A 22968-nucleotide genomic window follows, 5' to 3' on the forward strand; every position below is an offset into this window, starting at 1 on the left:
CAAGGCTTATTTTGACGGCGCGCGACAAACACGCGCCGCCTTGCGCGCGGCGATGGATTCGGCGTAGCCTGCCGCTCTGTTCAGGGGGAAAATCAAACATGCGTCCGCTCAAATTCTATCTCGCCGTCGCCGTCTCCGTCGGCGCGCTGATGGCGTGCGCCGCGCACGCCGGCGACAAGCTGCAACAGGGCCCGGCGCCGGACTGGGTGGAGCCGGTCGCCCTGCCGAAGACGGCTTCGGCGCCTGGCGAGGCGCCCATCGCCGTGCTGGTCTCCGACGTCCAGACGCGCTTTACGCCGCAGGGGAGCGCCTTCTACACCGAGGTCGTCATGCGCATCCAGACCGCGCAGGGCCTGCCCGCCGGTCAGTTCGCCCTGGCCTGGGATCCGGCGACCGACGATGTCACGGTCCACAGCTTTCATATCCTGCGCGGCGATCAGGTCATCGACGTGCTGGCGCATCAAAGCTTCACCGTCGTGCGCCGTGAGACCAATCTGGATCGCGCCATGCTGGATGGAGTGCTGACCGGGGTTTTGCAGCCGGAAGGCTTGCAGGTCGGCGATATTGTGACCTACAGCTACACGCTGACGCGACATATTCCCGAACTGGGCGCGCACGCCGAGGGGCTGCTGGCGGACGGCATACCCGGCCTGCCCGTCGGGCATTATCTGCGCCGCGCGGTCTGGGATGCGTCCCTGCCGATGCGCTGGAAGACCACGAACGATCTGGGCGACCTCAAGGCGACGCAGAAGAATGGTCAGAAGGAGGTGCGCTTCGAGGCCAGCGACTACACGCCGCCCAAGGCCGTCGATCTGGCGCCGCTGCGCGACCAGATCTTCAGCCAGTTGCAGTTCAGCAATTACGCCTCGTGGTCCGAGGTTTCCGCTACGATGGCGCCGCTGTACGACAAGGCGGCGAAACTCGCGCCCGATTCGCCATTGCGCGCCGAACTGGCCAAGATCAGGGCCATCAGCGCCGATCCCACCGTTCAGGCGGCCGCAGCGCTAAAGCTGGTCGAAAACGACGTGCGCTATGTCTATCTCGGCATGAATGAGAGCGGCGTCGTTCCGGCGGACGCCGATGCGACCTGGACGCGGCGCTTCGGCGATTGCAAGGGCAAGACCGCTCTGCTGCTGGCCCTGCTGCACGAATTGGGCGTCAAGGCCGAACCGGCTCTGGTCAGCACCACGATCGGCGACGGCATGGACCAGCGCCAGCCGATGGCGGAATATTTTGACCATGTGATCGTGCGCGCCGAGATCGGCGGTAAGACCTACTGGCTGGACGGCACGCGCTATGGCGATCTGCGTCTGTCCGACTTGCGCACGCCCGACTATCACTGGGCCTTGCCGCTGCGCGACGCAGGCGCGGAACTGATCGCGATGACGCCGGAGCCGCTGGACAAGCCCGCCAGCGAAGAGACGCTGCAACTGGACGCCAGCGCCGGTCTCGACGTTCCGGCCAAGGCGCATGGCGAACGGTTGTATCGCGGCGACTTCGCCGTGCAGTTGAACACGTCCCTCGCGTCCATGACCGCCGACGATCGTGACAAGGCGCTGAAATCGAGCTGGACCGACGATTACAACTGGCTGACCGCCAGCAAGGTTTCCGCCGTTTTCGATCCCGATAAGCGCGAGGAGCGGCTGATCGTCGATGGCGAGGCGAAGATGGATTGGGACGCTTCCAATGGTTATGAGCGGCGCTACGAAGCCGATAATTACGGCCTCGGCTGGACGGGCGATCTGAAGCGCGATCCCGGCCCGCATCAGAACGATCCGGTCGCGCTCAGCTATCCGTACTATGCGGTATGGCGTGAAACCGTCACACTGCCCGACCACGGTAAGGGCTTCAGCCTGACCGGCGCGCCAGTGGACGAAACCCTTTACGGCAAGACTTTTCATCGCGCGCTCAGTCTCAAGGACGGCGTCTTCAGCGTCGAGGCTTCGGTGCGCGCCCTAACGCCGGAAATCCCATACGCTCAGGCCGTCAAGGACCAGCCCGCCGTCACCGCCATCGCCAAGGGCGGCGTCTATATCTCAGCACCTTTCAACTATAGGGCGAATAAAGCGGAACTGGAGGCGGCCAAGACCGTGGACGGCGATGCGCAGGCCCATGCCGACGCAGCGCAAAATCTGGCGCAGCAGGGACAGCTCGACGCTGCGCTGGCTGAGATGGATGCGGCGGTTAAGCTCAGTCCGGAGAATACCGACCTGCTCATGAAACGTGGGACTCTGCGGATGATGACGCATGCTTTAGATGCGGCGCTGATCGATTTCGACGCCGTATTAAAGCTTGATCCGACAAATTGGGATGCGCTGAACGCACGCGGCGCGGCCTTGATAATACAGCATAAGCCTGACGCCGCCATCGAAGCCTTCAGTCAGTCCCTGGAGTTGCATTCGGATAATCAGATAGCGCGTGAAGGCCGCATCCGCGCCTATGAAATGAACAAGCAGCCGGACAAGGCCTTGGCCGATGCGCAGATATATGTACGGCTGAATCCCGATCTCGCTGACGCGCAACAGATGTTGGCGCACACACTGTTGACGGCAAAAAAATACGACGAGGCGCTTGACGCCTTTCGTAAAGCGGCTGCGCTGGCGCCGGACGACGCCGACCTACTGAACGAATTCGGCGATATGCTGACACGATGTTACGGCGCGACCGGCGCGGCCTGCGACAAGCAGCACGCGGAAGCTCTGGCGATTTACGACAAGGTGATCGCAATAGAACCGACTGCGCATGCCTATGTCGCGCGTTCGCAGGTGCGTCCGCCTCTCGATTTTGACCTGAAGAAAAAGGATATCGACGCCGCCCTGTCTATGGCGCCGGACGACGACTACGCCCTAACCGCGCGCGCCTCTTTACTGCTGGCGCAAAAAAACTATGCGGCGGCGGTCAAGGATGCGACAGGCGTTATCGATCGCCGGGATACAGAATATGGCGATACGGCGCGCAAAGTGCGCGCCTACGCCTATGGCTATCTGAAGCAATACGACCTGGCTCTCGCGGACTGGGATGCGCTCATCGCCGCATCACCCGATGAAGACGCCTATCTCAATGGTCGCGCCTGGCTGCGCGCCATAGGCAATCTTGATCTCGACAAGGCTCTGGCCGATGCTGACGCCGCGATTAAGATCAACCCGGACACAGCGGCTTTTCTTGACACCCGCGCCTTTATCGAACTGCGCATGGGACGGCTGGACGCCGCCCTGTCCGATTATGACGCGGCGCTGAAACAGGCGCCCGATCTGGCGGCTTCGCTTTACGGACGCGGCCTCGTCAAACGCCGTCAGGGACAGACGAAAAGCGGCGACGCCGATCTGGCTGCGGCGAGGAAAATCTATCCCGACATCGACAAGAGCTTCGCTGACTATGGCGTCACGCCTTAGTTGGTAGGTTTTTGACGCTCGGCGCTTTACAATATGTGGCGAATAGTGATCAGACTTATGCATCATACGTGGTGTATTTTCAGCGCCTTGAGACCTTAGCGGAGCCGAGATTAGGACGTGAGCCAGACCACAGGTCATAATGACGCCGCCACGCGGCATCTTCTGGTCGTCGATGACGATGACCGCATCCGCACCCTCCTGAAGGAGTTTCTGTCGCGGCAGGGCTTTCGCGTCACCGCCGCCGCTCATGCGGACGCGGCCAAGCGGATGCTGCAACTGCTCGATTTCGACCTTCTGATCCTCGATGTGATGATGCCGGGCGAGGACGGGTTTTCGCTGTCGAAATGGGTGCGCGCCAATTCCAATGTGCCGATCCTGATCCTGACGGCGCGCGGTCTGCCGGACGACCGCATTATGGGCCTGTCGCTGGGCGCGGACGACTACTTGTCCAAGCCGTTCGAGCCGCAGGAGCTTTTGCTGCGCATCGAGGCGATCCTCCGCCGCGCGGGCGTCAAGCCGGCCCTGCCCAAATCGGTTACGATGGGCCAGTTCAGCTTCGATCTGGAGCGCGCCGAACTGAGCAAGAACGGCGCGCCAGTGCGGCTGACCGAGGCCGAGGCGCAGTTGCTGAAATTCCTGGCCGAGCGCGCCAATGTGCCGGTGGACCGCATGGACCTGGCGCGCGACAGCGTGGACACCACCGGTCGGGCCGTCGATGTGCAGGTCACGCGCCTGCGCCGCAAGATCGAAACGGACCCCAAGAATCCGCGCTATCTGCAAACCGTGCGCGGCAAGGGCTATATGCTGGCGCCCGACTAGATGGCTGTGGTTCGACGCCTGCCACGGATACGTCTGTGGCCTAAATTCCTGAAACGCCGTTTCCCGCGCAGCCTGTATTCGCGCGTCCTGCTGATGATCGTCATTCCGATCTTCATCATGCAAATCATCGTGCTGTGGGTCTTCTTCAGCTGGCATTACGAGACGGTGACGCAGAAGCTGTCAGAAGGGCTGGCGGGCGATATCGGCTGGGCGGTGAGCAGCTTTGAGAGCGACCCCTCCAAGGCCAATCTGGCGCGCATCGCCAATCAGGCGCAGAAAAATATGCAGTTGTCGATCTCGCTGCAGCGCGATAACGACCTCCCTCCGACGGGCAATACCTCGATGTTTCTGGCGCTGGACCGCACCATTGCCGGCGCGCTGAACGACGCGCTCGACGATCCCTACTGGTTCAATACGACGCACTATCCCAACTATATCGACATCCGCGTCAAGACCAAGGCCGGTGTGCTGCGCATCATCGCGCTGAAAGACCGCGCCTTCGCCGCCACCGGCTACATCTTCCTGTTCTGGATCGTCGGCGCTACCGCGCTGCTGACCACCATCGCCATGCTGTTCATCCGCAATCAGGTGCGCGCCATCGAGCGCCTGTCGGCGGCCGCCGAACGTTTCGGTCGCGGCGAGGAGGACGCTGGCTTCAAGCCCTATGGCGCCACCGAGGTGCGCGCCGCCGCCGAGGCTTTTCTGAAGATGAAGGCGCGAATCCAGCGTCAGATCGAGCAGCGCACCACGCTTTTAGCCTCGGTCAGCCATGATCTGCGTACGCCCCTGACCCGGCTCAAATTGGAGCTGGCGATGGCCGCGCAGGATGCGGCGACCGAACGCATGAAGTCGGACGTATCGGAAATGGCCTACATGATCGACGAATATCTGGCCTTCGCGCGCGGCGAGGCGGCGGAGAACACCGACAGCGTGTCGGTGCGCGCCTTGATGGACGCCGTGACCGACAACGTGCAACGCGCCGGACACAAGCTCCACACCGCGCCGCTGGAGACCGATCTGCGCATCCAGATCCGCGAGATGAATGTGCAGCGCGCCCTGGTCAATCTGGCCATGAACGGCTTTCATTACGGAAAGCATGTACAGTTCAGCGCCGAGGTCGAGACGCAGGGCGAGCGTCAGCGCCTGCATCTTTATATCGACGATGACGGCCCCGGCATTCCGCCGGAGCGGCGCGAGGAGGCGTTCAAGCCGTTTTCGCGGCTCGACGAGGCGCGCAATCAGAATATCAAGGGCGTCGGTCTGGGGCTGGCGATTGCGCGCGACATCGTGCGCGGCCATGGCGGCGAGTTGTCGCTGGATCAGAGCCCTATGGGCGGCCTGCGGGCGGTGATCACCCTGCCGGTCAACGGCTAAAGGTTACGGATCAGCCGCGCCGGATTGCCGCCAGCCAGCGTGGCGGGCAGGACATCCCTCGTCACGACCGAACCCGCCGCGATAACGGCGCCGTCGCCGATGGTCACGCCGCCGATGACCGTGACATTGGCGGCGATCCAGACATTCCTGCCGATAACGATGGGGCTGGCCGTCACGCCATCGCGGCGTAGCGACGGATCGAGCGGATGGCCGGAGGTGATCAGGCTGACATTCGGACCGATCATGGTCTCGTCGCCGATCTCGACGCCGCCCAGGTCGTAAAGCGTGCAGTTCTGATTGATGAAGACCTTGCGCCCGATGCGGGTCTTGTTTCCCCCGGTGGCGTAAAAGGGCGGGATCAACATGAAATCGTCGTCGAGCGTCTGGCCCGTCAGTTCGCTCATCAACGCCCGCACCTCGGCGGCGTCCTCAAAACCGAGCCGGTTGATCCGCGCCGTCAGCGCCATGGCGCGGCGCAGCTCAGCCTGCATGGCGGCGGAGTCGGGCGTACGGCGCGCGATGAACAGCTTATCGGTCATGGCGGCGAACTCCGACTGCGGACGTCAGGCTTTTTTGACGAACTCCGTGCGCAGGACCAGCCCTTTGACCTTATCCGCGTTACATTCGATTTCGGCTTCGTCATAGGTCAGACGGATATTCCTGATCAGCGTGCCGCGCTTGAGGGTTACGCCGCCCGAACCCTTGACCTTGAGATCCTTGATCAGGGTCACGCTGTCGCCGTCTTTCAACAGATTGCCGTGACAATCCTTTACGACCACTTCATCGTCCGCCAAAGTCATCAATCCTTATATAATCGGGCGGGAATGGACCTCAGCCCAGTTCCTTCGAGCGCCGGTGCGCGGCCTCGACCGCCGCCAGCACCAGTTCGTCAAGTCCCGCCCCGTCCTTGCACAGCACGTTCAGCGCCGCCTCAGTCGTGCCGCCGGGCGAGGCGACCTTCTGAATCAGCTCATCCGGCTCCTCATGGGTTTGGTCCAGCAGGCGGGCGGCCGAGATCAGCGTGCCGCGCGCCAGATCGCGCGCATGGCTGGACGACAGCCCCGTCGCCCTGCCCGCCTTTTCCAGCGCGCGCACAAAGGCATAGACATAGGCCGGGCCGGAGCCGGAGACGGCGGTGGCGGAGTTCATCTGGCTTTCGTCGCTCAGCTCGATCGTCTGAGCGATCGGTCCGAACAGACCGCGCGCAGCCGCCATGCCCGCCTCACTGTCGGAAAACAGGCTGGCCACGCCCTTGCCGGTCGCTACGCCCGTAGTCGGCATGACGCGCGCGACCGCGTGGCCGGCGAAGGCGGTTTTCAACTGCGTCGTGGTCACGCCCGCCATGACCGAAACGATGGCGGCGTCCTTGTCGAGATTGCCATGCAGAATGGCGGCGACCGCATGCCAGCCCTGCGGCTTGACCGCCAGCACGACGGTGCGCGCCGCGCGCCACTCGTCCGGGACCGGGTTGAGCCGCGCCCCGTCGGCGGCCCAGGCATTGGCTTCGTCGCCGGGCTTGAGGTCGAGAATCATCACTTCGGACGGCGTGGCGTTGCCCGCGATGCGCAACCCCTTGAGCAGGGAAGAGCCAAGCGCGCCGGCGCCGATCAATAGAAGCGGTTTTTGCAGCGACATTTAAGCTTCCCCCTGCGTTTCGAACAGGCAGGCGCTGAAGGCCGCCTGCGCCGTCTCCGCGCCCTTGAACCAGAAATCGAAGGCCGGATAGAAGCGGTCCACCGCCTCGGCGGCGTTGTTGATCATGTGCGCGCCCGACAACATGGCGGTGCGGTCGGCCAGACTTAACCCCTGGGTATGGCGGAAGACGACCTCGAACGTCTCCTCCTGATCTTCGGTATCGCGGAACACCTCGAAATGACCGAACCAGACATGCTGATTGACCAGGCAGACCAGTTCGTAAAGCCCCGGCAGGCGCTCCGGCGTCAGTCTTCCGGCGACGCTCTCCACGTCGAGCGAGCAGCACAGTTGCAGGCACTCGCCTTCGGGACGCCAGGAGAACCACATTTCATAGGTCCGCCAGTCGCCTTTCAGCGCAAAGCCGAGATCGCCTTCGGGCGTGCGCTCGAACGCGAGACCTTCCTCCGTCAGGATGGACTCAACCATGTCGAGCGGGTCGAAGGCGTTGTCGCCGTCATGAAGCTGGGCTGCGGTCATCTGGTCTTTCTGGCGGTCTTTCAAGGTCGCAATCTCAATATCAGGTCTTGGCCTGCGCCTTGGCGGACGCGCGTTTCGGCGCGGGAGCTTCGCCTTTCAGCGCCGCCACCTGGGCGCGCAGGTCGGCGATCTCGACCCGAAGCGTAAGAACCAACGCGTCCATCTCCTCGCGCCGCACCAGATCCATATCGGCCACGAAACGGTCGGCCTGGGCGCGGAAGGCGGACTTGGCCTCCTCGCCCGCAGCCTGGGCCAGGCTCATGGCGTTGGCGGTCATCTTGGCGAATTCGTCAAGGAACGGATTTTGGCTTTGCATCAGAACTGAACTCCGAAAGGGATGCGCCATCATACAGAGGCGGTTCGCGCGCTTCAATGCCGCGGCGCGCATCAGGCGATCCTTCCCCGGCATTATTCATGATTCTGGCGCCCTCGCCTCTGTTTTGTCGCGACTTTGCAGCATGAACTTGTTAAACACCGGCCCCATCGCAACTATTGCAAAGAGGCGTCCCTTGCCGATCCTGAGCCTGAAACTGCCGGACATCGACCCGGTTCTGGTCCATCTCGGTCCCGTCGCCATCCACTGGTACGCCATCGCCTATATTGCGGGCATTGTCTGCGGCTGGCTGTATGTCAGCCGCCTGTTACGCCGCGACGAGCTGTGGGCGCCGCGCACCCCGCCGATCACCACGGCGCAGCTCGACGACCTGATTCTGTGGATCATGCTGGGCATCATTCTCGGCGGACGCATTGGCTATATTATCGCCTACGACACCTCGATCATCTGGGAGCATCCGTTGCAGATGTTCCAGATCTGGCAGGGCGGCATGTCGTTCCACGGCGGCTTCCTCGGCGTCATGACGGCCAGCCTGCTCTATTGCCGCGCCAAGAAGCTGGACGTCGCCGGCATCCTCAATCTGGGCGACGCTCTGGCCGCCGCGGCGCCGATCGGCCTGTTTTTCGGGCGGCTGGCCAATTTCGTCAATGGCGAGTTGTGGGGCCGTCCGACAACGCTGCCGTGGGGCATGGACTTCTGCAATAAGTATATTCTCCAGCAATATAACGGCGTCTGCCCCGCCGACCCCGACGGGATTCCGGTGCTGCGCCACCCCAGCCAGCTTTATGAGGCGCTGGGCGAAGGCGTGATCCTGTTTACGCTCATGTGGCTGCTGATCCATCGCTTCGGCAAGCTAAAGCAGCCGGGCCTGATCCTGGGCGTGTTCATCGCTGGCTATGGGATCGTGCGCATCCTGCTGGAAAATGTGCGCAATCCCGACGCGCAGATGCCGGACTTTCTCAAGCATTGGATCACGATGGGCATGATCCTGTCGATCCCGATGGTGCTGGTCGGCGGCTTCCTGATCTGGAATTCGCGCCGGATGGCCGCCCAGAATGACGCTTAAAGACCGCCTGATCGAGCAGATTACGCTCGACGGCCCAATCAGCGTGGCCGACTATATGACGCGCTGTCTGCTCGATCCGCAGGACGGCTATTATTCGCGATATGTGAAGCTGGGCGCCGACGGCGACTTTTTGACCGCGCCGTTGATCTCGCAGATGTTCGGCGAGATGATTGGCGTCTGGGTGGCGGAAGTCTGGCGCGGCATGGGATCGCCCGCCGCCTTTACCCTGGCCGAGATCGGCGGCGGCGACGGGACGCTGATGCGCGACATTCTGCGCGTGGCGACGAAAGTTCCGGGCCTGAGCAAAGCCGCGCAGGTCGTGATGATCGAGGCGTCAGAGCCATTGCGCGCTGTTCAGGCCGCTATTCCCGGCGTCCGCCATGTCGCGGGCCTCGACGCTATCGACGCAGGCATGCCCGTCATTCTGATCGGCAATGAAATCCTCGACTGCCTGCCCGCGCGTCAGTTCGTGAAGACGCAGAAAGGCTGGCATGAACGCCGCATCGGCCTGATCGACCAAGCGCTCAGCTTTGGGCTGGTCGAGGCCGGACCCGACTTTGCGCCGCCTTTCGAGGCGCCGGAGGGCGAGATCGTCGAAATCTCCACCGCGCAGATCCGTTTCGGCGAGCAGGTCGCCGGTCTGCTGCGTCAGGCGGGCGGCGCGGCGCTTTTGATCGACTATGGTCGCGACGCGCCGGGAACCGGCGATACCTTGCAGGCGCTGCACCGCCACCAGAAGACCGATCCTCTGGCTGCGCCGGGCCAGCACGACCTGACCATGTGGGCAGACTTTCCCGCCGTCGCGGCGGCGGCGCGCGCGCGCGGCGTCAAGGCGGCGCTGACGACGCAGGGGGATTTTTTACGCAGTCTGGGGATTGAGGCGCGCTTCGACGCCTTGCGCACACATCATCCTGACAAGGGGCAGTCGCTGCAACGCCAGCTTTCGCGCCTGATCGCCAAAGGGCAGATGGGCGATCTGTTCAAGGTTCTGGCGCTCGGTTTTCCAGAGCAAATTCGCCTGATTGGGGTTGAAGCCACGGAATCGCCCCTTTAGGTTTGCAAGCTGATCTCCCCTCCCCGCCTCAAGGTTCCGTCATGTCGTATCTGCCGCCGCGTATCGTCCATCCGTTGCTTGACCTGCAATATATCCAGCACGGATTTTTCACCCGTTTGGGCGGCGTGTCGCAGGGCCTGTATGCGGGCCTGAACGCCGGTTCCGGCTCGAATGACGATCCCGAAGCCGTCATGGAGAATCGCCGCCGCGTCGCGGGCGCGTTCGACCGCCCGGAAAACTATCTCCTGAGCCTTTATCAGGTGCATTCCGACCGCGCCTATAAGGTGGATGGCCCGTGGCCGGAGGAGCGCCCGCAAGGCGACGGTCTGGTCACCAGCCGCGCGGGCGTCGTCTTGTCGGCCCTGTCGGCGGACTGCGCGCCGATCCTGTTCGCCGATCCGCAGGCGCGCGTCATCGGTTCGTGCCACGCGGGCTGGAAGGGCGCGCTGGGCGGCATCATCGACTCCACGCTCAAGGCGATGGCGCAGCAAGGCGCCAAGATCGAGCGCGTCCGCGCCGTGGTCGGCCCGTGCATCCAGCAGGCCTCCTACGAGGTCGGCGCCGATTACGAGGCGAACTTCGTCAAAGAGGACAAGGAGGCCAGGCCCTTCTTCATCGCCGCCGACAGCGCGGACAAGCGCCTGTTCGACCTGCCCGGCTACTGCCTGATGCGCCTGAAGCGCGCGGGCGCCGCCGAGGCGGTCTCGACCGGCCACGACACCTGTGCGGAGGGTGAGCTGTTCTTCTCCAACCGCCGCGCGGTGAAGACCGGCGAAAGCGATTACGGGCGGCTGATCTCCTGCATCATGATCCGCAAGTAGTTTTTGCGGTTTCATGACAGTTTAACCTTGAACGCAGCGGCGAGCCTGTTAAAAGCCGCCGCAAATGCTGCGCCATCAGGGACACGCCACGATGAAACTGCTTTCCGCCAATTCCAACCGGACTCTGGCTCAGGCCATCGGCGATTATCTCGACATGCCGTTGACCAAGGCGCGCGTGCAGCGCTTCGCCGACAACGAAATCTTCGTCACCATCGACGAGAATGTGCGCGGCGAGGACGTTTTCGTCATCCAGTCCACCTCCTATCCGGCCAATGACAACCTGATGGAGCTTTTGATCTGCATCGACGCGCTGACCCGCGCCTCGGCCAAGCGGATCACGGCGGTCATCCCCTATTTCGGTTACGCGCGTCAGGACCGCAAGACCGGCGGGCGCACGCCGATCTCGGCCAAGCTGGTCGCCAATCTGATCACGCGGGCAGGCGCCACCCGCGTCCTGACCATGGCCCTGCACGCGGGGCAGATTCAGGGCTTTTTCGACATTCCGACCGACAATCTGGTCGCCATCCCCTTCATGGCCAAGGATATCGAGGCCAATTATCGGGGCCACGGCGAACTGATGATCGTCTCGCCCGACGTCGGCGGCGTGGTGCGGGCGCGGTCGCTGGCCGACCGGCTCGGCGCCCATCTGGCCATTGTCGATAAACGCCGTCCGCGCGCGGGTGAATCCGAGGTCATGAACATCATCGGCGACGTGACGGGCCGCAACTGCATCCTGTTCGACGACATCGTCGATTCCGGCGGCACCCTGGTCAACGCGGCCAAGGCCCTGATGGAGCGCGGCGCATCGTCCGTCTCAGCCTATATCAGCCACGGCGTCCTGTCCGGCGCGGCCATGGACCGGGTTGAGAAGTCCGTTCTCAAGGAACTGGTCATCACCGATTCGATCGAGGCCACGCCCGCCATCCGCGCCAACGAAAAGGTGCGCATCGTCGGCGTCGCGCCGCTGATCGGCGAGGCGATACGCCGCATCGCCAACGAAGAGTCCGTGTCCAAGCTGTTCGATTGATCGAACGGGCGCGCGACGGTTAAAGAACACTTAACCGGCTCCTCAACAGAATTTGATTCGCCCTCATCGCGAATCGTAAAGCCGCGCCTGATAAGGATCATGCGCCTAAGACGCGGTATTTCCATATGACTCGCTTATTTATGCTTAACCATTAGGGCGTTGAAACGCCATAATTCAGGCGTTTTTTCCATTGAACTGTCGTCATAAGCGTATAAGCCTTTACGCACTTCATTTCATTCGTGTCGCATACCAGAAGCGCGCAGGCTGAGGGCGTCGCGGCTTTTGAGAATAAGAGGGTCAACTGCATGGTTTTGTCCGTCACCAAAGGCCTCGGCGTTAGCGCCGCCGCCCTTTGCCTGGCTGTAACTCTGGCGAGCTGCGCCACGGACGCGCCTCCGCCTCCGCCGCCTCCGCCTCCGCCGCCTGCGCCCGCCGGACCACCGGTGGCGCTGATCCCGGAAATTTCCGACGCCGCCTCCGTCTATGTCGATTATGTCGAGGAGGCCCGGCGCCTGTCCGCCAACTTCACCAATGGCGACGCCGTGCAGGCTGAACTGCAGTCCGGCGCCTCGATCACCCCGGAGCAACTGGCGCAGGGCGCCGTAGCCTATGGCGCGGTCGTCGCCATGCAGGAGCCAAGCTTCCGCTCCGCCCTGCGCGGCTATGCGTCCGACGCCAGCGCGCGCGCCGACATGCTCAATCATCTGATCAGCGACCCGGCCTACGCCGCCACGATTCCCGGCGCCGACGCCGCCGCGCGCCGCGTCATCCTGGCGCTCAGTTCGGACGGTCAGGCGGTTTATCGCGCCGGCGCAGCGGTCAAGCAGTCGGCTTATGATATTCAGCACCAGAAATGGTCCAAGGACTTCGTGCCCAACCGCGATGAGCGTCTGGCCCTGGCCAAGCAGAATTCGGTCACGCTCAAAAGCGTCGAATCGAACGAAAGCGCGCAGATGCTGACCGCCGCCCTGACCGGGCAGGGCCTGGTGTCGCGCGCCACGACCGGGCAATCGACCGGCGGCCAGACCTTGCAGACCGCCGCCGTCACGCCTGCCAGCGCGCAGGCGACCGACGCATCGGCCACAGCGCCCCTGGCCGCGCAACTGAGCGGCCAGGCCGCCGGTCAGACCAGCGTGTTCGACCGCCCCGACCTGTTCAACCAGCCCTACACCTCCACCGTGCAGCACGCCCTGGCTATCGCCGCCATCGCCATGCTGGGCGAAGGCGGGCCGGATCACCAGCCGCAGCTCATGGCGCTGCTTGACGACGGCGCGGGGGATAAGTGCTTCGATATGTCCAAGCTGAACCTCTATCAGTGCCTGGCCGTGGCCAAGCCCTATTATGAAGACGTCTTCTGCCTGGGGCAGCATGTGCTGATGGACGAAGGCCAGTGCCTGGGCAAGATGTCGAGCAATGCGCTGAGTTTCGAGCCCAAGGTCAATATCGGCTATAATGCCGACGGCACTTTGGCGCACGCCGACGCCGAGCCCTATCTCAAGCCCGCGCCGGTTGCGAAGAAGAAGACAAGCGTACGCCGCAAGTCGAGCGCCAAAAAGAAGAAGTAGGCGGATGATTTTCCTGTAACGGGGCGCAATTTCTGGCCTTTGGGCAGTTGCGTCCCGTCACATTGTCGTGTATCACCCGCGCCTCTCAAAAGTTTCCCGCCGTGCCCGGAACGGTTGCGCGGCCATTTTGTTATTCGAGGAACAGGCTCATGGCCGATATCGTTTTGGACGTTGAAGTCCGCAATGGCACGGGTTCGGGCGCGGCGCGCGCCGCCCGTCGTGAAGGCAAGGTGCCGGGCATTCTCTATGGTGGCGAACTGGCCCCTGTGCCGATCGCGGTCAGCCTCAACGAATTCCGCAAGGCCCTCTATACGGGCAAGCTGGCCGGTCACCTGGTCACGCTGAAATACGGCAAAGAGACCCAGAAGGTCATCGCCAAGGCGATCGACTTCCACCCGGTCACCGATGTGCCCGTGCATTTCGATCTGTTCCGCGTCGATGAACACGCCACGATCAAGATCGCCGTTCCGGTTCACTTCAAGAACCAGGAAGCCTCGCCGGGCCTCAAGAAGGGCGGCGCGCTCAACATCACCATCCACGAACTGGAAATCACCGTCCCCGCCGACCACATTCCGGAAGACATCATTGTCGATCTGACCGGTTTTGAAATCGGCCAGTCGGTGCATGTCTCCGATCTGAAGCTGCCTTCCGACGTTTCGCCGGTTCCAGCGCCGGAAGCCGTGATCGCCTCGGTCACCGCCTCGCGCGCCAGCGTCAGCGAAGACGCGGCTGAAGCCGCCGCCGACGCGGAAGGCTAAGCTTTCGCTTCACCTGCGATATAAAGCCCCGGTTCGGTTCGGACCGGGGCTTTTCCATGTCAGGACGTGCAATATCAGGAGACAAAGCCGTGCATCTGATCGTCGGCCTCGGCAATCCCGGCCCGCAATATGAGAAAAACCGCCACAATATCGGCTTCATGCTGATCGACGAACTGGCGCGCGATCCGGCCTTCGGGCCTGAGAAGAAGGCGTTCGATGGCCTTGTCAGCGAAGGCCAGATGGACACGCCAAAGGGCCGCGACAAGATCCTGCTGCTCAAGCCGATGACCTTCATGAACCTGTCCGGCAATGCGGTCGCCAAGGCGATGCAGTTCTATAAGCTCAAGCCCGAACAGGTGATTGTCTTTCACGACGAGCTGGACCTGGCGCCGGGCCGCCTGCGCATGAAGCTGGGCGGCGGTCACGCCGGGCATAACGGCCTGCGCTCGATCATGCAGCATATCGGCCCCAACTTTGTGCGCGGACGGATGGGCATCGGTCATCCGGGCGGGAAAGAGCTGGTGCATGGCTGGGTCTTGTCCGACTTCGCCAAGGCCGATCAGGCCTGGCTGAACGCCCTGCTCGACGCCTCGGCGCGCGCCCTGCCCATGCTGCTCTCCGGCGCGCCCGACGCCGCCGATCGCTATCAGGCCGAGGTCATGCGCCTTGCCCCGGCGCCCAAGCTGGACACGCGCCAGCTTAATGCGGGCAAAGAGTAGTTCCCTTTCCGCGCCCCGAATGATACGGAGGGCGCATATTTTTCATAGCCAAACAAGATCGAGTTCATGGCCCTCAAAGTCGCTATCGTCGGCCTGCCCAATGTCGGCAAGTCCACCCTGTTCAACGCCCTGACCCAGACCGCCGCCGCGCAGGCCGCCAACTATCCGTTCTGCACGATTGAGCCGAACACCGGCGACGTCGCGGTGCCGGAGCCGCGTCTGGCCGTGCTGGCGAAAATCGTCGGCTCTAAGGAGATCATTCCGGCGCGCATGAACTTTGTCGATATCGCCGGTCTGGTGCGCGGCGCCTCCAAGGGCGAAGGGCTGGGCAATCAGTTTCTGGCCAATATCCGCGACTGCGACGCCATCGCCTTTGTAGCGCGCTGCTTTGTCGATACCGATATCACCCATGTCGAGGGCCGCATCGACCCGATCAGCGATCTGGAAATCATCGAGACCGAGCTGATGCTGGCCGATCTCGAAAGCCTCGAAAAGCGCCTGCCGCAACTGGAAAAGCGCGCCAAGACCGGCGGCGACAAGGAGGCGGCCATCACCGTCTCGCTGATCAACGCCGCGCTTGAGGAGCTGCGCAATGGGAAACCTGCGCGCATCGCCTATGAAAAGGGCAAGATCAGCAAGGAGGACAAGAAGGCGTGGGAGATGCTGCAATTGCTGACCTCAAAGCCCGCCCTCTATGTCTGCAATGTCGAGGAAGGTTCCGCCAGCACGGGCAATGAGCTGTCCGAACAGGTCGCGGCGCGCGCCAAGGCCGATCACGCCAATTCCGTGGTCATCTCGGCGCAGATCGAATCGGAAATCGCCCTGCTGGAGCCGGAGGAGCGCGCCGAGTTCCTTGAGACGCTCGGCCTTGAGGAGCCGGGTCTGAACCGCCTGATCCGTGAAGCCTATAAGCTGCTCGGCCTGCAGTCCTATTTCACGGTCGGCCCGAAAGAGGCGCGCGCCTGGACCATCCATGTCGGCGACACCGCGCCGCAAGCCGCGGGCGTCATCCATACCGACTTCGAGAAAGGCTTTATCCGCGCCGAAACCATGGCCTATGACGACTTCGTCAAGTTCAACGGCGAAGCGGGCTGCAAGGAAGCGGGTAAATTCCGTCAGGAAGGCAAGGAGTATGTCGTCAAGGACGGGGATATTATGAATTTCAGGTTTAACGTCTAGCGGCAAGCCCCTTGAACTATAAATTGAAATACAAAACCCGCCGGATCGCTCCGGCGGGTTTTGTATTTTAAAAGCACGGCTGAAATCGCGGCATGATGAGTCGAAAATTATTAGCTGTCGAGAAGCGGAGCGGAGCGTACTTCAGTACGTGAGCACCGCATCGCAGACAGATGATGATTTGCAGACCATCAGGACGCGATTTCTCAGTGTTTGCCGCGCCAGACTTGACGGTAGGCCGCATACACCACGCCCGCCAGCAGCAGCAGGTAGATGATGACCGAGAAGCCCAGCTGTTTGCGTTCGACCATGTGCGGGTCGGCGGCCCAGGCGAGGAAGGCGGCGACGTCTTCGGCGTTCTGCTTGACCGTTGAAGGCGTGCCGTCGTCGTAAGTTACCTGCCCGTCCGACTTTAAGGGGGGCGGCATGGCCAGCACGCCGCCGTGCGGAACATGGGCGGGATCGCCCTTCCACTGCGCGCGCAGATTGCCGTTGACGTGCGGGTAGTAGTACTGGCCCGGATTGAGCGTCAGCCCGGCGGGCGGGGTGTGGGAGCCGCTGACCACATTATAGATGTAGAGCGCCCCGCCCTCGCGCGCCTTGGCCAGCACCGACATGTCGGGCGGTATGGCGCCGCCGTTCGACGCCTTGGCCGCTTCGTCGTTCTTGAACGGTGACGGGAAGCGGTCGGCGGGCGTGCCCTTGCGGGTGATGTCGTCGCCGGTGTCCGGGTCGATGTCGGCGATATCGTATTCCGAGGCGATTTCCTTCACCACCGGATTGTCGTTCGGATTCTTGTACTTCGGATCGTAGAAGGGGCCGCCCTTCTGACCCAGATTGCGGAACGACACCAAATGCATGGCGTGGCAGGTCGAGCAGACCTCGCGATACACCTTATAGCCGCGTTGCAACTGCGCCTGATCGAAGGTTCCGAACGGGCCTTCAAAGGTGAAGGGGTGCGGCGGCTGCGCGAATGGCGCCGCATTGCTTTCGGCCAGAGCTGCGCCGCCCGTCAGCAGGGTTGCCGCCGCGATCAGGCCCGCCGCCAGTTTCGTCATAGGTTTCGACATGGGGATCAAGCCTTCTTCGCTTGGGCGGCCAAAACGGCTTCGGAAATCGAGGCCGGAACAGGCAGGGGTTCTTCTTTCAAACCGATCCACGGCATGATGATGAAGAAGAAAGCGAAATAGTAGGCGGCCAGCACCTGAGCCACGGTCGTGACATTGATGCCGGTCGGCTCGCCCAGCTTATCGACGCCGAACTTGAACACGATCTGCGCCGGCTCCTGCGCGCCGCACCAGCCAAGACCGAGGCAGGCGACGACGAACAGGAAGAAGAACCAGCGCATCACCGGGCGGTAGCGCATCGACTTGACCTTCGACGTATCCAGCCACGGCAGCAGGAAGATGGCGGCGATGGCGGTGAACATCATCACCACGCCGATCAGCTTGGCCGGGATCGGGCCGATGTCGAAGGTAATGGCGCGCAGGATGGCGTAGAAGGGCAGCATGTACCATTCGGGCACGATATGGGCGGGAGTCACCAGCGGATTGGCCGGGATGTAGTTGTCGGTATGGCCCAGAGCCTCCGGCGCAAAGAAGACGAAGACCGAGAACAGGATCAGGAACAGGACGATGCCCAGACCGTCCTTGACCGTCGCATAGGGCGTGAAGGGAACCGTGTCCTCCTTCGACTTGATCTCGACGCCGGTCGGATTGTTCTGGCCGACGACATGCAGCGCCCAGACGTGCAGCACGACGACGCCCGCAATCACGAAGGGCAGCAGATAGTGCAGCGAGAAGAAGCGCGTCAGAGTCGGGTTATCGACCGCGAAACCGCCCTGCAGCCAGGTCAGGATCGACGAACCGACGACCGGAATGGCGCCGATCAGGTTGGTGATCACCACCGCGCCGTAATAGGACATCTGGCCCCACGGCAGCACATAACCCATAAAGGCCGTGGCGATCATCAGGAAGTAGATGATGCAGCCCAGCAGCCACAGCACTTCGCGCGGCGCTTTGTAGGAGCCGTAATAGAGGCCGCGGAACATGTGAATATAGACGGCGAAGAAGAACATCGACGCGCCGTTGGCGTGCACGTAGCGCAGAAGCCAGCCATAATTGACGTCGCGCATGATGCGCTCGACCGAATCAAAGGCCAGGGCGGAATTGGCGGTGTAGTGCATCGCCATGATCACGCCGGTGACGATCTGAATGCCGAGGCAGAGCGACAGGATGCCGCCAAAGGTCCACCAGTAGTTCAGGTTTTTCGGCGTCGGATAGTCTATGAAGCTGTCATAGGCCAGACGGGCGATCGGCAGGCGCGAATCCAGCCATTTTTCAAAGCCGGATTTCGGCTGATAGGTCGAAGCATGCTCGCTCATCTTTAGCCCACCTTGATCTTGCTGTCGGTCAGGAACGCATAGTCCGGCACCAGCAGATTCTTCGGCGCCGGTCCCTGACGGATGCGACCGGAGGTGTCATAGACCGAGCCGTGGCACGGGCAGAGCCAGCCGCCATATTCGCCGCCGCCGAAATTGGGCACGCAACCGAGATGGGTGCAGACGCCGACCAGGATCAGATACTGCTCATGACCGGCCTTGACGCGCTCGGAGTCGGGTTGTGGATCGCGCAGGGCTTTCCAGTCCGTATCCTGGGCTTCCTTGATTTCCTTTGGGGTGCGATAGCGCACGAACAAGGGCTTGCCGCGCCATTTGACCACGACCTGCTGGCCTTCGACGACCTTGGACAGGTCGTATTCGATCGACGCCAGCGCCAGGGTGTCGGCCGCCGGGTTCATCTGGCCGATCAGCGGGATCAGCGTCATCGCCGCCGCGCCCGCCGCGCCCGCGCCTGCCGCTATGTAGATGAAATCACGACGGTTGGGATCGAGTGTCCCGCCGTCCTGTACAGGTTCGCTCACCTTTGCACCTCTCCATGTCCATACGCCGGGCGTACAGGCTTATCGTCGCCTGCCTCCGTTACGCCCGCCGGTCGCGTTAACCGCGGCCGGTTACTTTCGATTCGCCGTTCCCGCCGTCAGGCGCGCCCGCGAAATAAGTTTCTTTGTAAGTGAACGTGATTCCGTAACGCTGTTAAGTCGCACCTGCGGCTATAGGTCACGGCTTTCGCCCCTTACCGTCTATAATCACATTTCCACGAAGCTGACAAACCGGCAAACACTTTCTCCGCCGATTTTCGCCATATTTGACGTACCCGTGAGATATGACGCAGGCGATATAAGGATGCGCGCGTCGCGGCGATTTCGTGTGGACGCGCGCAAGTCGGGCGCGCTAAAGCCCTGAGCTTTCCTTAAACAGGGCCGTTCTGATGCGTCTGGCGCTTTACCAACCCGATATTCCGCAAAACCTCGGCGCCGCCATGCGCCTGAGCGCGGCCTTTGCGCTCGATCTCGACGTGATCGAACCGTGCGGCTTTCCGCTGGGCGACAAGATGATCAGGCGCGCGGCGATGGACTATGCGGCCTGCGCCAAAGTGTCGCACCATGCGTCATGGGACGTGTATCTCGGTTTCGTCGCCGGTCTGCCGCAACCGGCGCGGCTGGTGCTGATGACGACGAAGGCGGCGCAACCGCTTTACGACTTCGCGTTTCAGCCGGACGACATTCTGCTGATGGGGCGTGAGAGCGCAGGCGTTCCCGAAGACGTGCATGAGCGGGCGGATGCCCGGCTCTATATCCCCATGTCGGCGCAGGCGCGCTCGATCAATGTGATCAACGCCGCGGCCATGGCGTTGGGAGAAGGTTTGCGGCAGGTCAAGGGCTTTCCCGGTCAGGGCTGAACGCGTATAGCGGAAACATGACCGATACCGATCTCCTCGATACGCGCCGCCAACAGGCCTCCACATGGTTCCGACAACTGCGCGACGACATCTGCGCCGCGTTCGAGCGGCTGGAAGACGAAGCCTCACCTGCCCTTTATGGCGAGACGGCGGGGGGTTTCGAGCGCACGCCTTGGTCCCGCCCCGAAGGCGGGGGCGGCGAAATGTCGATCATGAAGGGCCACCTGTTCGAGAAGGTCGGCGTGCATATCTCGACGGTGCATGGCGAGTTCAAGCCGGAATTCGCCAAGTCGATCCCCGGCGCCGCCGACGATCCGCGCTTTTTCGCCACCGGGATCAGCCTGATTGCGCATATGACCAATCCGCATGTCCCCGCCGTGCATATGAATACGCGCTTCATCACCACGACCCAGAGCTGGTTTGGCGGCGGGGCGGACTTGACGCCGTTAATGGCCGAGGACCGCTGCGAGGACGCGCCGGACGCCGTCGCCTTTCACGCCGCGCTGAAAGCCGCCTGCGACGCGCACGATCCGGCTTATTACGAGCGTTTCAAGGCCTGGTGCGACGACTACTTCGTCCTGCCCCACCGCAACGAACCGCGCGGCGTCGGAGGGATTTTCTACGACCACCTCAATTCCGGCGATCACGATGCCGACTTCGCCTTTACGCAGGATGTCGGCAGGGCGTTTCTGGCTATCTATCCGCAGCTTGTGCGTGGACGCATGAATCAAGCATGGACGGAGGACGAACGCGAGGCGCAACTGATCCAGCGCGGGCGTTATGTCGAGTTCAACCTGCTCTATGACCGCGGCACGATCTTCGGCCTGAAGACCGGCGGCTATGTGCCGTCGATCATGTCGTCCATGCCGCCTGTGGTGAAGTGGCCGTAGAGAGGTCGCTTTACCCAGGCGAAGTCACGCCGCCAGAAACCGTGAGATCGCCGCCAGCAGGTCGTGACGGTGCGAGTCGCGTTTCAGGGTCAGCACCGCCTCATCGACCAGCTTTTCGTCGATGCGGATTCCCTTACGGCTGAGCAGCAGATCGGTGGCGAAATCGTGGCTGAATTCCGGGTGGCACTGGAAGGACAGGGCCTTGCGGTTGGTGTAGTAGAGCGCCCCGTTGGGGGTAAAGTCCGATCCGGCCAACACCACCGCGCCTTCGGGCGTTTTCACCACCTGATCCTGATGCGTGACCGCGCAGGACAGGGCCTGCGCCGGTTTTCCGCCCAGTTTCGCCCATAGTTCCGGTGCATGCAGGTCGTAAGCGTGCAGGCCGATGCCCCAGCCCTTATGCGACTTCTCGACATGCCCGCCCCAGGCCTGCGCCATGACCTGATGGCCGAAGCAGATGCCGACGATGGGGATTTGATCGTCGAGATCGCGCAGCCAGGCGATCAGCGATTGGATCCACGCATCCTTCTCATAGACTCCGGCGGGCGATCCGGTGATCACCACGCCTTTCAGGCGCGTATCGGGGTCGGGGAGATCGCCCTGCAAGGTCTTGAAAACGCGAAAGGTCCGCCCCTCGTCCGCCAGCAGTTGCGCGAACATGTCGGCATAGGTTCCGTAGTCCGCGTCCAGCCCCGCAGGCGGCACGCCGGTTTCCAGAATGGCGATATAGTCGCCGTGAGCTTCGTCAACGCGCATCAAAAACACCCCGAATACGGAGCATTATTTTGGCGTATTTTTGAGTCGGTCAAGGGCAGCGTCGATCACGCCTTGCGAGAAATCGTGACGGAGCCAGTCGGCTTCGATCGCTTTCAACATCTGGCCGACCTCCGGCCCCGCCGTCAGGCCCAGCGCGATCAGGTCGGCGCCCTTGAGCGGAAAGGCCGGAACCTCCAGATGGCGCAAGGAGTCCAGCAGGCCTTGCGCCCGCGCGGGCGCCTTGCCCAGATGGGCGCCGCTCAGGGCCACGGCGTCGAGCGCCGCCTCGCGACCATGTGTGTAGATCAGACGGTGAATCTCCTCGCCCTCGGCCAGCGCTTCGGCGGCGTCGTGGGCGGATTTCAGGCGCAGATAAAGCCGTTGCGACAGGCGCAGGCGCTGGCTCAGCGGTTTGAGCGCCCCGTCCTCCAGCAGACCACCATCGTCCAGCAGGGCGATCAGACGCCGTTCGGGTTCGGTGGCGATGGCCAGCATGCCCCTGAAGGCGCTTAAGTTCACGCCGCGCCAGCCCGGCAGGACATGGCTGAGAACGCCACCGTCCAGCATCGCCTCGAAGGCGCGCAGCGGATTGGCGACGGCGAGGGTTTTCAGCACCTCCTGCTGGATGCGTTCGCCCGACAGGCCGTCTATGCCGTCCTTCAGCGCAAGGCAGGCCGCCAGCGACGCCGCGTCGATCTCGCGCGCATAGCCCGCCGTGAAGCGGAAAAAGCGTAAGATGCGTAAATAGTCTTCGCGGATGCGCTGCTCCGCCTCGCCGATGAAACGCACCCGCCGCGCCTCTATATCCGCCAGCCCCTGCCCGGTCGGGTCATAGACCTGCCCGTCGATGTCGGCGTAAAGCGCGTTGAGGTAGAAGTCGCGGCGCTGCGCGTCCTTAGCCCAGTCCGTCGTGAAGCGCACCACGGCGCGGCGCCCGTCCGTCTCGACGTCTTCGCGCAGCGAGGTGATCTCGAACGGCTGACCGTCCACCACAGCCGTAATCGTGCCGAACGCCTTACCGGTCGGGACGCTGCGTAAGGCCGCCGCCGCCAGCGCCGCCTCGGTTTCGTCCGGCGTCAGTTGCGTCGCCAGGTCGAGATCCGTCATGGGCAGGCCCAGCAGGCCATTGCGCACGCAGCCGCCGACGAAACGCACGCAGCCCGGATCGCCTGCCGCTTCGAGCGCTGCGAACACCGCGCGCGTTGCGGGCGCGCGCATGGAATCGGTGAGAGGCAGTCTGGTCAT

General features: G+C 62.8%; 23 protein-coding genes. 13 read left to right on the top strand and 10 right to left on the bottom strand.

Annotated elements, in window-relative coordinates; genetic code table 11:
* The first annotated feature begins 98 nt into the window (after positions 1-98).
* The 3 genes from ACTHLA_RS12810 (at position 99) to ACTHLA_RS12820 (ending at position 5585) form a co-directional block, all read left to right on the top strand.
* Positions 99-3392: a DUF3857 domain-containing protein gene (locus ACTHLA_RS12810; protein ID WP_440189804.1), complete on the top strand. Its 3294-nt coding sequence runs from the start codon at positions 99-101 to the stop codon at positions 3390-3392.
* Positions 3393-3509: 117 nt separating this feature from the next.
* A complete protein-coding gene (locus tag ACTHLA_RS12815; protein ID WP_440189807.1) occupies positions 3510-4211 on the top strand; it encodes a response regulator in 702 nt (233 codons plus the stop codon).
* Positions 4212-5585, top strand: a complete 1374-nt coding sequence (locus ACTHLA_RS12820) for an ATP-binding protein (protein WP_440189810.1) — start codon at positions 4212-4214, stop codon at positions 5583-5585.
* Here the strand turns inward: ACTHLA_RS12820 and ACTHLA_RS12825 are convergent.
* From ACTHLA_RS12825 to ACTHLA_RS12845, 5 genes are read right to left on the bottom strand one after another with little or no spacing between them, the layout of a single operon-like run.
* Entirely contained in the window at positions 5582-6124 is a 543-nt protein-coding gene (locus tag ACTHLA_RS12825; RefSeq protein WP_440189813.1) for a sugar O-acetyltransferase, read from the bottom strand. The two genes, ACTHLA_RS12820 and ACTHLA_RS12825, sit on opposite strands and share 4 nt — an antisense overlap.
* Positions 6125-6148: 24 nt before the next feature.
* On the bottom strand, positions 6149-6364 hold the full coding sequence (locus ACTHLA_RS12830) for an alkylphosphonate utilization protein (protein ID WP_440189924.1): 216 nt from the start codon (positions 6362-6364) through the stop codon (positions 6149-6151).
* 52 nt (positions 6365-6416) lie between these two features.
* The gene (proC, locus tag ACTHLA_RS12835; protein ID WP_440189816.1) at positions 6417-7220 is read right to left on the bottom strand and encodes a pyrroline-5-carboxylate reductase; all 804 of its coding nucleotides are present in this window, start codon (positions 7218-7220) and stop codon (positions 6417-6419) included.
* Positions 7221-7757, bottom strand: coding sequence for a YbjN domain-containing protein (locus tag ACTHLA_RS12840; protein WP_440189819.1), 537 nt, complete (start codon positions 7755-7757; stop codon positions 7221-7223).
* 40 nt (positions 7758-7797) lie between these two features.
* Positions 7798-8073 (bottom strand): accessory factor UbiK family protein, encoded by a 276-nt coding sequence (locus ACTHLA_RS12845; protein ID WP_440189822.1) that lies wholly within the window; start codon positions 8071-8073, stop codon positions 7798-7800.
* A 208-nt stretch (positions 8074-8281) separates the two neighbouring features.
* Between ACTHLA_RS12845 and lgt the strand changes: the two genes are divergently transcribed.
* The 8 genes from lgt (at position 8282) to ychF (ending at position 16280) form a co-directional block, all read left to right on the top strand.
* Positions 8282-9157, top strand: coding sequence for a prolipoprotein diacylglyceryl transferase (lgt, locus tag ACTHLA_RS12850; protein ID WP_440189927.1), 876 nt, complete (start codon positions 8282-8284; stop codon positions 9155-9157).
* Complete coding sequence (locus tag ACTHLA_RS12855; protein ID WP_440189825.1) at positions 9147-10211, top strand: class I SAM-dependent methyltransferase; 1065 nt, start codon at positions 9147-9149, stop codon at positions 10209-10211. The genes lgt and ACTHLA_RS12855 overlap by 11 nt, the downstream gene beginning before the upstream one ends.
* 41 nt (positions 10212-10252) lie before the next feature.
* Positions 10253-11032: a peptidoglycan editing factor PgeF gene (pgeF, locus tag ACTHLA_RS12860; protein ID WP_440189828.1), complete on the top strand. Its 780-nt coding sequence runs from the start codon at positions 10253-10255 to the stop codon at positions 11030-11032.
* Positions 11033-11123: 91 nt separating this feature from the next.
* The gene (locus ACTHLA_RS12865; protein ID WP_440189831.1) at positions 11124-12059 is read left to right on the top strand and encodes a ribose-phosphate pyrophosphokinase; all 936 of its coding nucleotides are present in this window, start codon (positions 11124-11126) and stop codon (positions 12057-12059) included.
* 305 nt (positions 12060-12364) lie between these two features.
* Entirely contained in the window at positions 12365-13624 is a 1260-nt protein-coding gene (locus tag ACTHLA_RS12870; RefSeq protein ID WP_440189834.1) for a hypothetical protein, read from the top strand.
* A 149-nt stretch (positions 13625-13773) separates the two neighbouring features.
* Positions 13774-14382, top strand: coding sequence for a 50S ribosomal protein L25/general stress protein Ctc (locus ACTHLA_RS12875; RefSeq protein ID WP_440189837.1), 609 nt, complete (start codon positions 13774-13776; stop codon positions 14380-14382).
* Positions 14383-14471: 89 nt separating this feature from the next.
* The gene (gene pth / locus ACTHLA_RS12880) at positions 14472-15101 is read left to right on the top strand and encodes an aminoacyl-tRNA hydrolase (protein ID WP_440189840.1); all 630 of its coding nucleotides are present in this window, start codon (positions 14472-14474) and stop codon (positions 15099-15101) included.
* Between the two features lie 66 nt (positions 15102-15167).
* On the top strand, positions 15168-16280 hold the full coding sequence (gene ychF / locus ACTHLA_RS12885) for a redox-regulated ATPase YchF (protein ID WP_440189843.1): 1113 nt from the start codon (positions 15168-15170) through the stop codon (positions 16278-16280).
* 203 nt (positions 16281-16483) lie between these two features.
* Here ychF and ACTHLA_RS12890 read toward each other — a convergent pair whose 3' ends face one another.
* The 3 genes from ACTHLA_RS12890 to petA are packed head-to-tail and all read right to left on the bottom strand — an operon-like array spanning position 16484 to position 19199.
* A complete protein-coding gene (locus tag ACTHLA_RS12890) occupies positions 16484-17347 on the bottom strand; it encodes a cytochrome c1 (RefSeq protein WP_440189846.1) in 864 nt (287 codons plus the stop codon).
* Positions 17348-17352: 5 nt separating this feature from the next.
* Positions 17353-18660 carry a cytochrome b gene (locus ACTHLA_RS12895; RefSeq protein WP_440189849.1) on the bottom strand — a complete coding sequence of 436 codons (1308 nt, stop codon included), beginning with the start codon at positions 18658-18660 and terminating at the stop codon, positions 17353-17355.
* Between the two features lie 2 nt (positions 18661-18662).
* Positions 18663-19199 (bottom strand): ubiquinol-cytochrome c reductase iron-sulfur subunit, encoded by a 537-nt coding sequence (petA, locus tag ACTHLA_RS12900; protein WP_440189852.1) that lies wholly within the window; start codon positions 19197-19199, stop codon positions 18663-18665.
* Between the two features lie 407 nt (positions 19200-19606).
* On the opposite strand from petA, the gene ACTHLA_RS12905 reads away from it, so the two are divergent.
* Together ACTHLA_RS12905 and hemF are read left to right on the top strand one after the other, a co-directional pair.
* On the top strand, positions 19607-20077 hold the full coding sequence (locus ACTHLA_RS12905; RefSeq protein ID WP_440189855.1) for a tRNA (cytidine(34)-2'-O)-methyltransferase: 471 nt from the start codon (positions 19607-19609) through the stop codon (positions 20075-20077).
* A gap of 17 nt (positions 20078-20094) precedes the next feature.
* On the top strand, positions 20095-20967 hold the full coding sequence (gene hemF, locus ACTHLA_RS12910) for an oxygen-dependent coproporphyrinogen oxidase (RefSeq protein WP_440189858.1): 873 nt from the start codon (positions 20095-20097) through the stop codon (positions 20965-20967).
* A 24-nt stretch (positions 20968-20991) separates the two neighbouring features.
* On the opposite strand, the gene ACTHLA_RS12915 is transcribed toward hemF, so the two are convergent.
* Both ACTHLA_RS12915 and ACTHLA_RS12920 read right to left on the bottom strand, forming a co-directional pair.
* A complete protein-coding gene (locus ACTHLA_RS12915) occupies positions 20992-21723 on the bottom strand; it encodes a type 1 glutamine amidotransferase (RefSeq protein ID WP_440189861.1) in 732 nt (243 codons plus the stop codon).
* 24 nt (positions 21724-21747) lie between these two features.
* Positions 21748-22968: a CCA tRNA nucleotidyltransferase gene (locus ACTHLA_RS12920; RefSeq protein ID WP_440189864.1), complete on the bottom strand. Its 1221-nt coding sequence runs from the start codon at positions 22966-22968 to the stop codon at positions 21748-21750.

It is taken from the genome of Asticcacaulis sp., from assembly GCF_051956075.1.
Classification (GTDB): domain Bacteria; phylum Pseudomonadota; class Alphaproteobacteria; order Caulobacterales; family Caulobacteraceae; genus Asticcacaulis.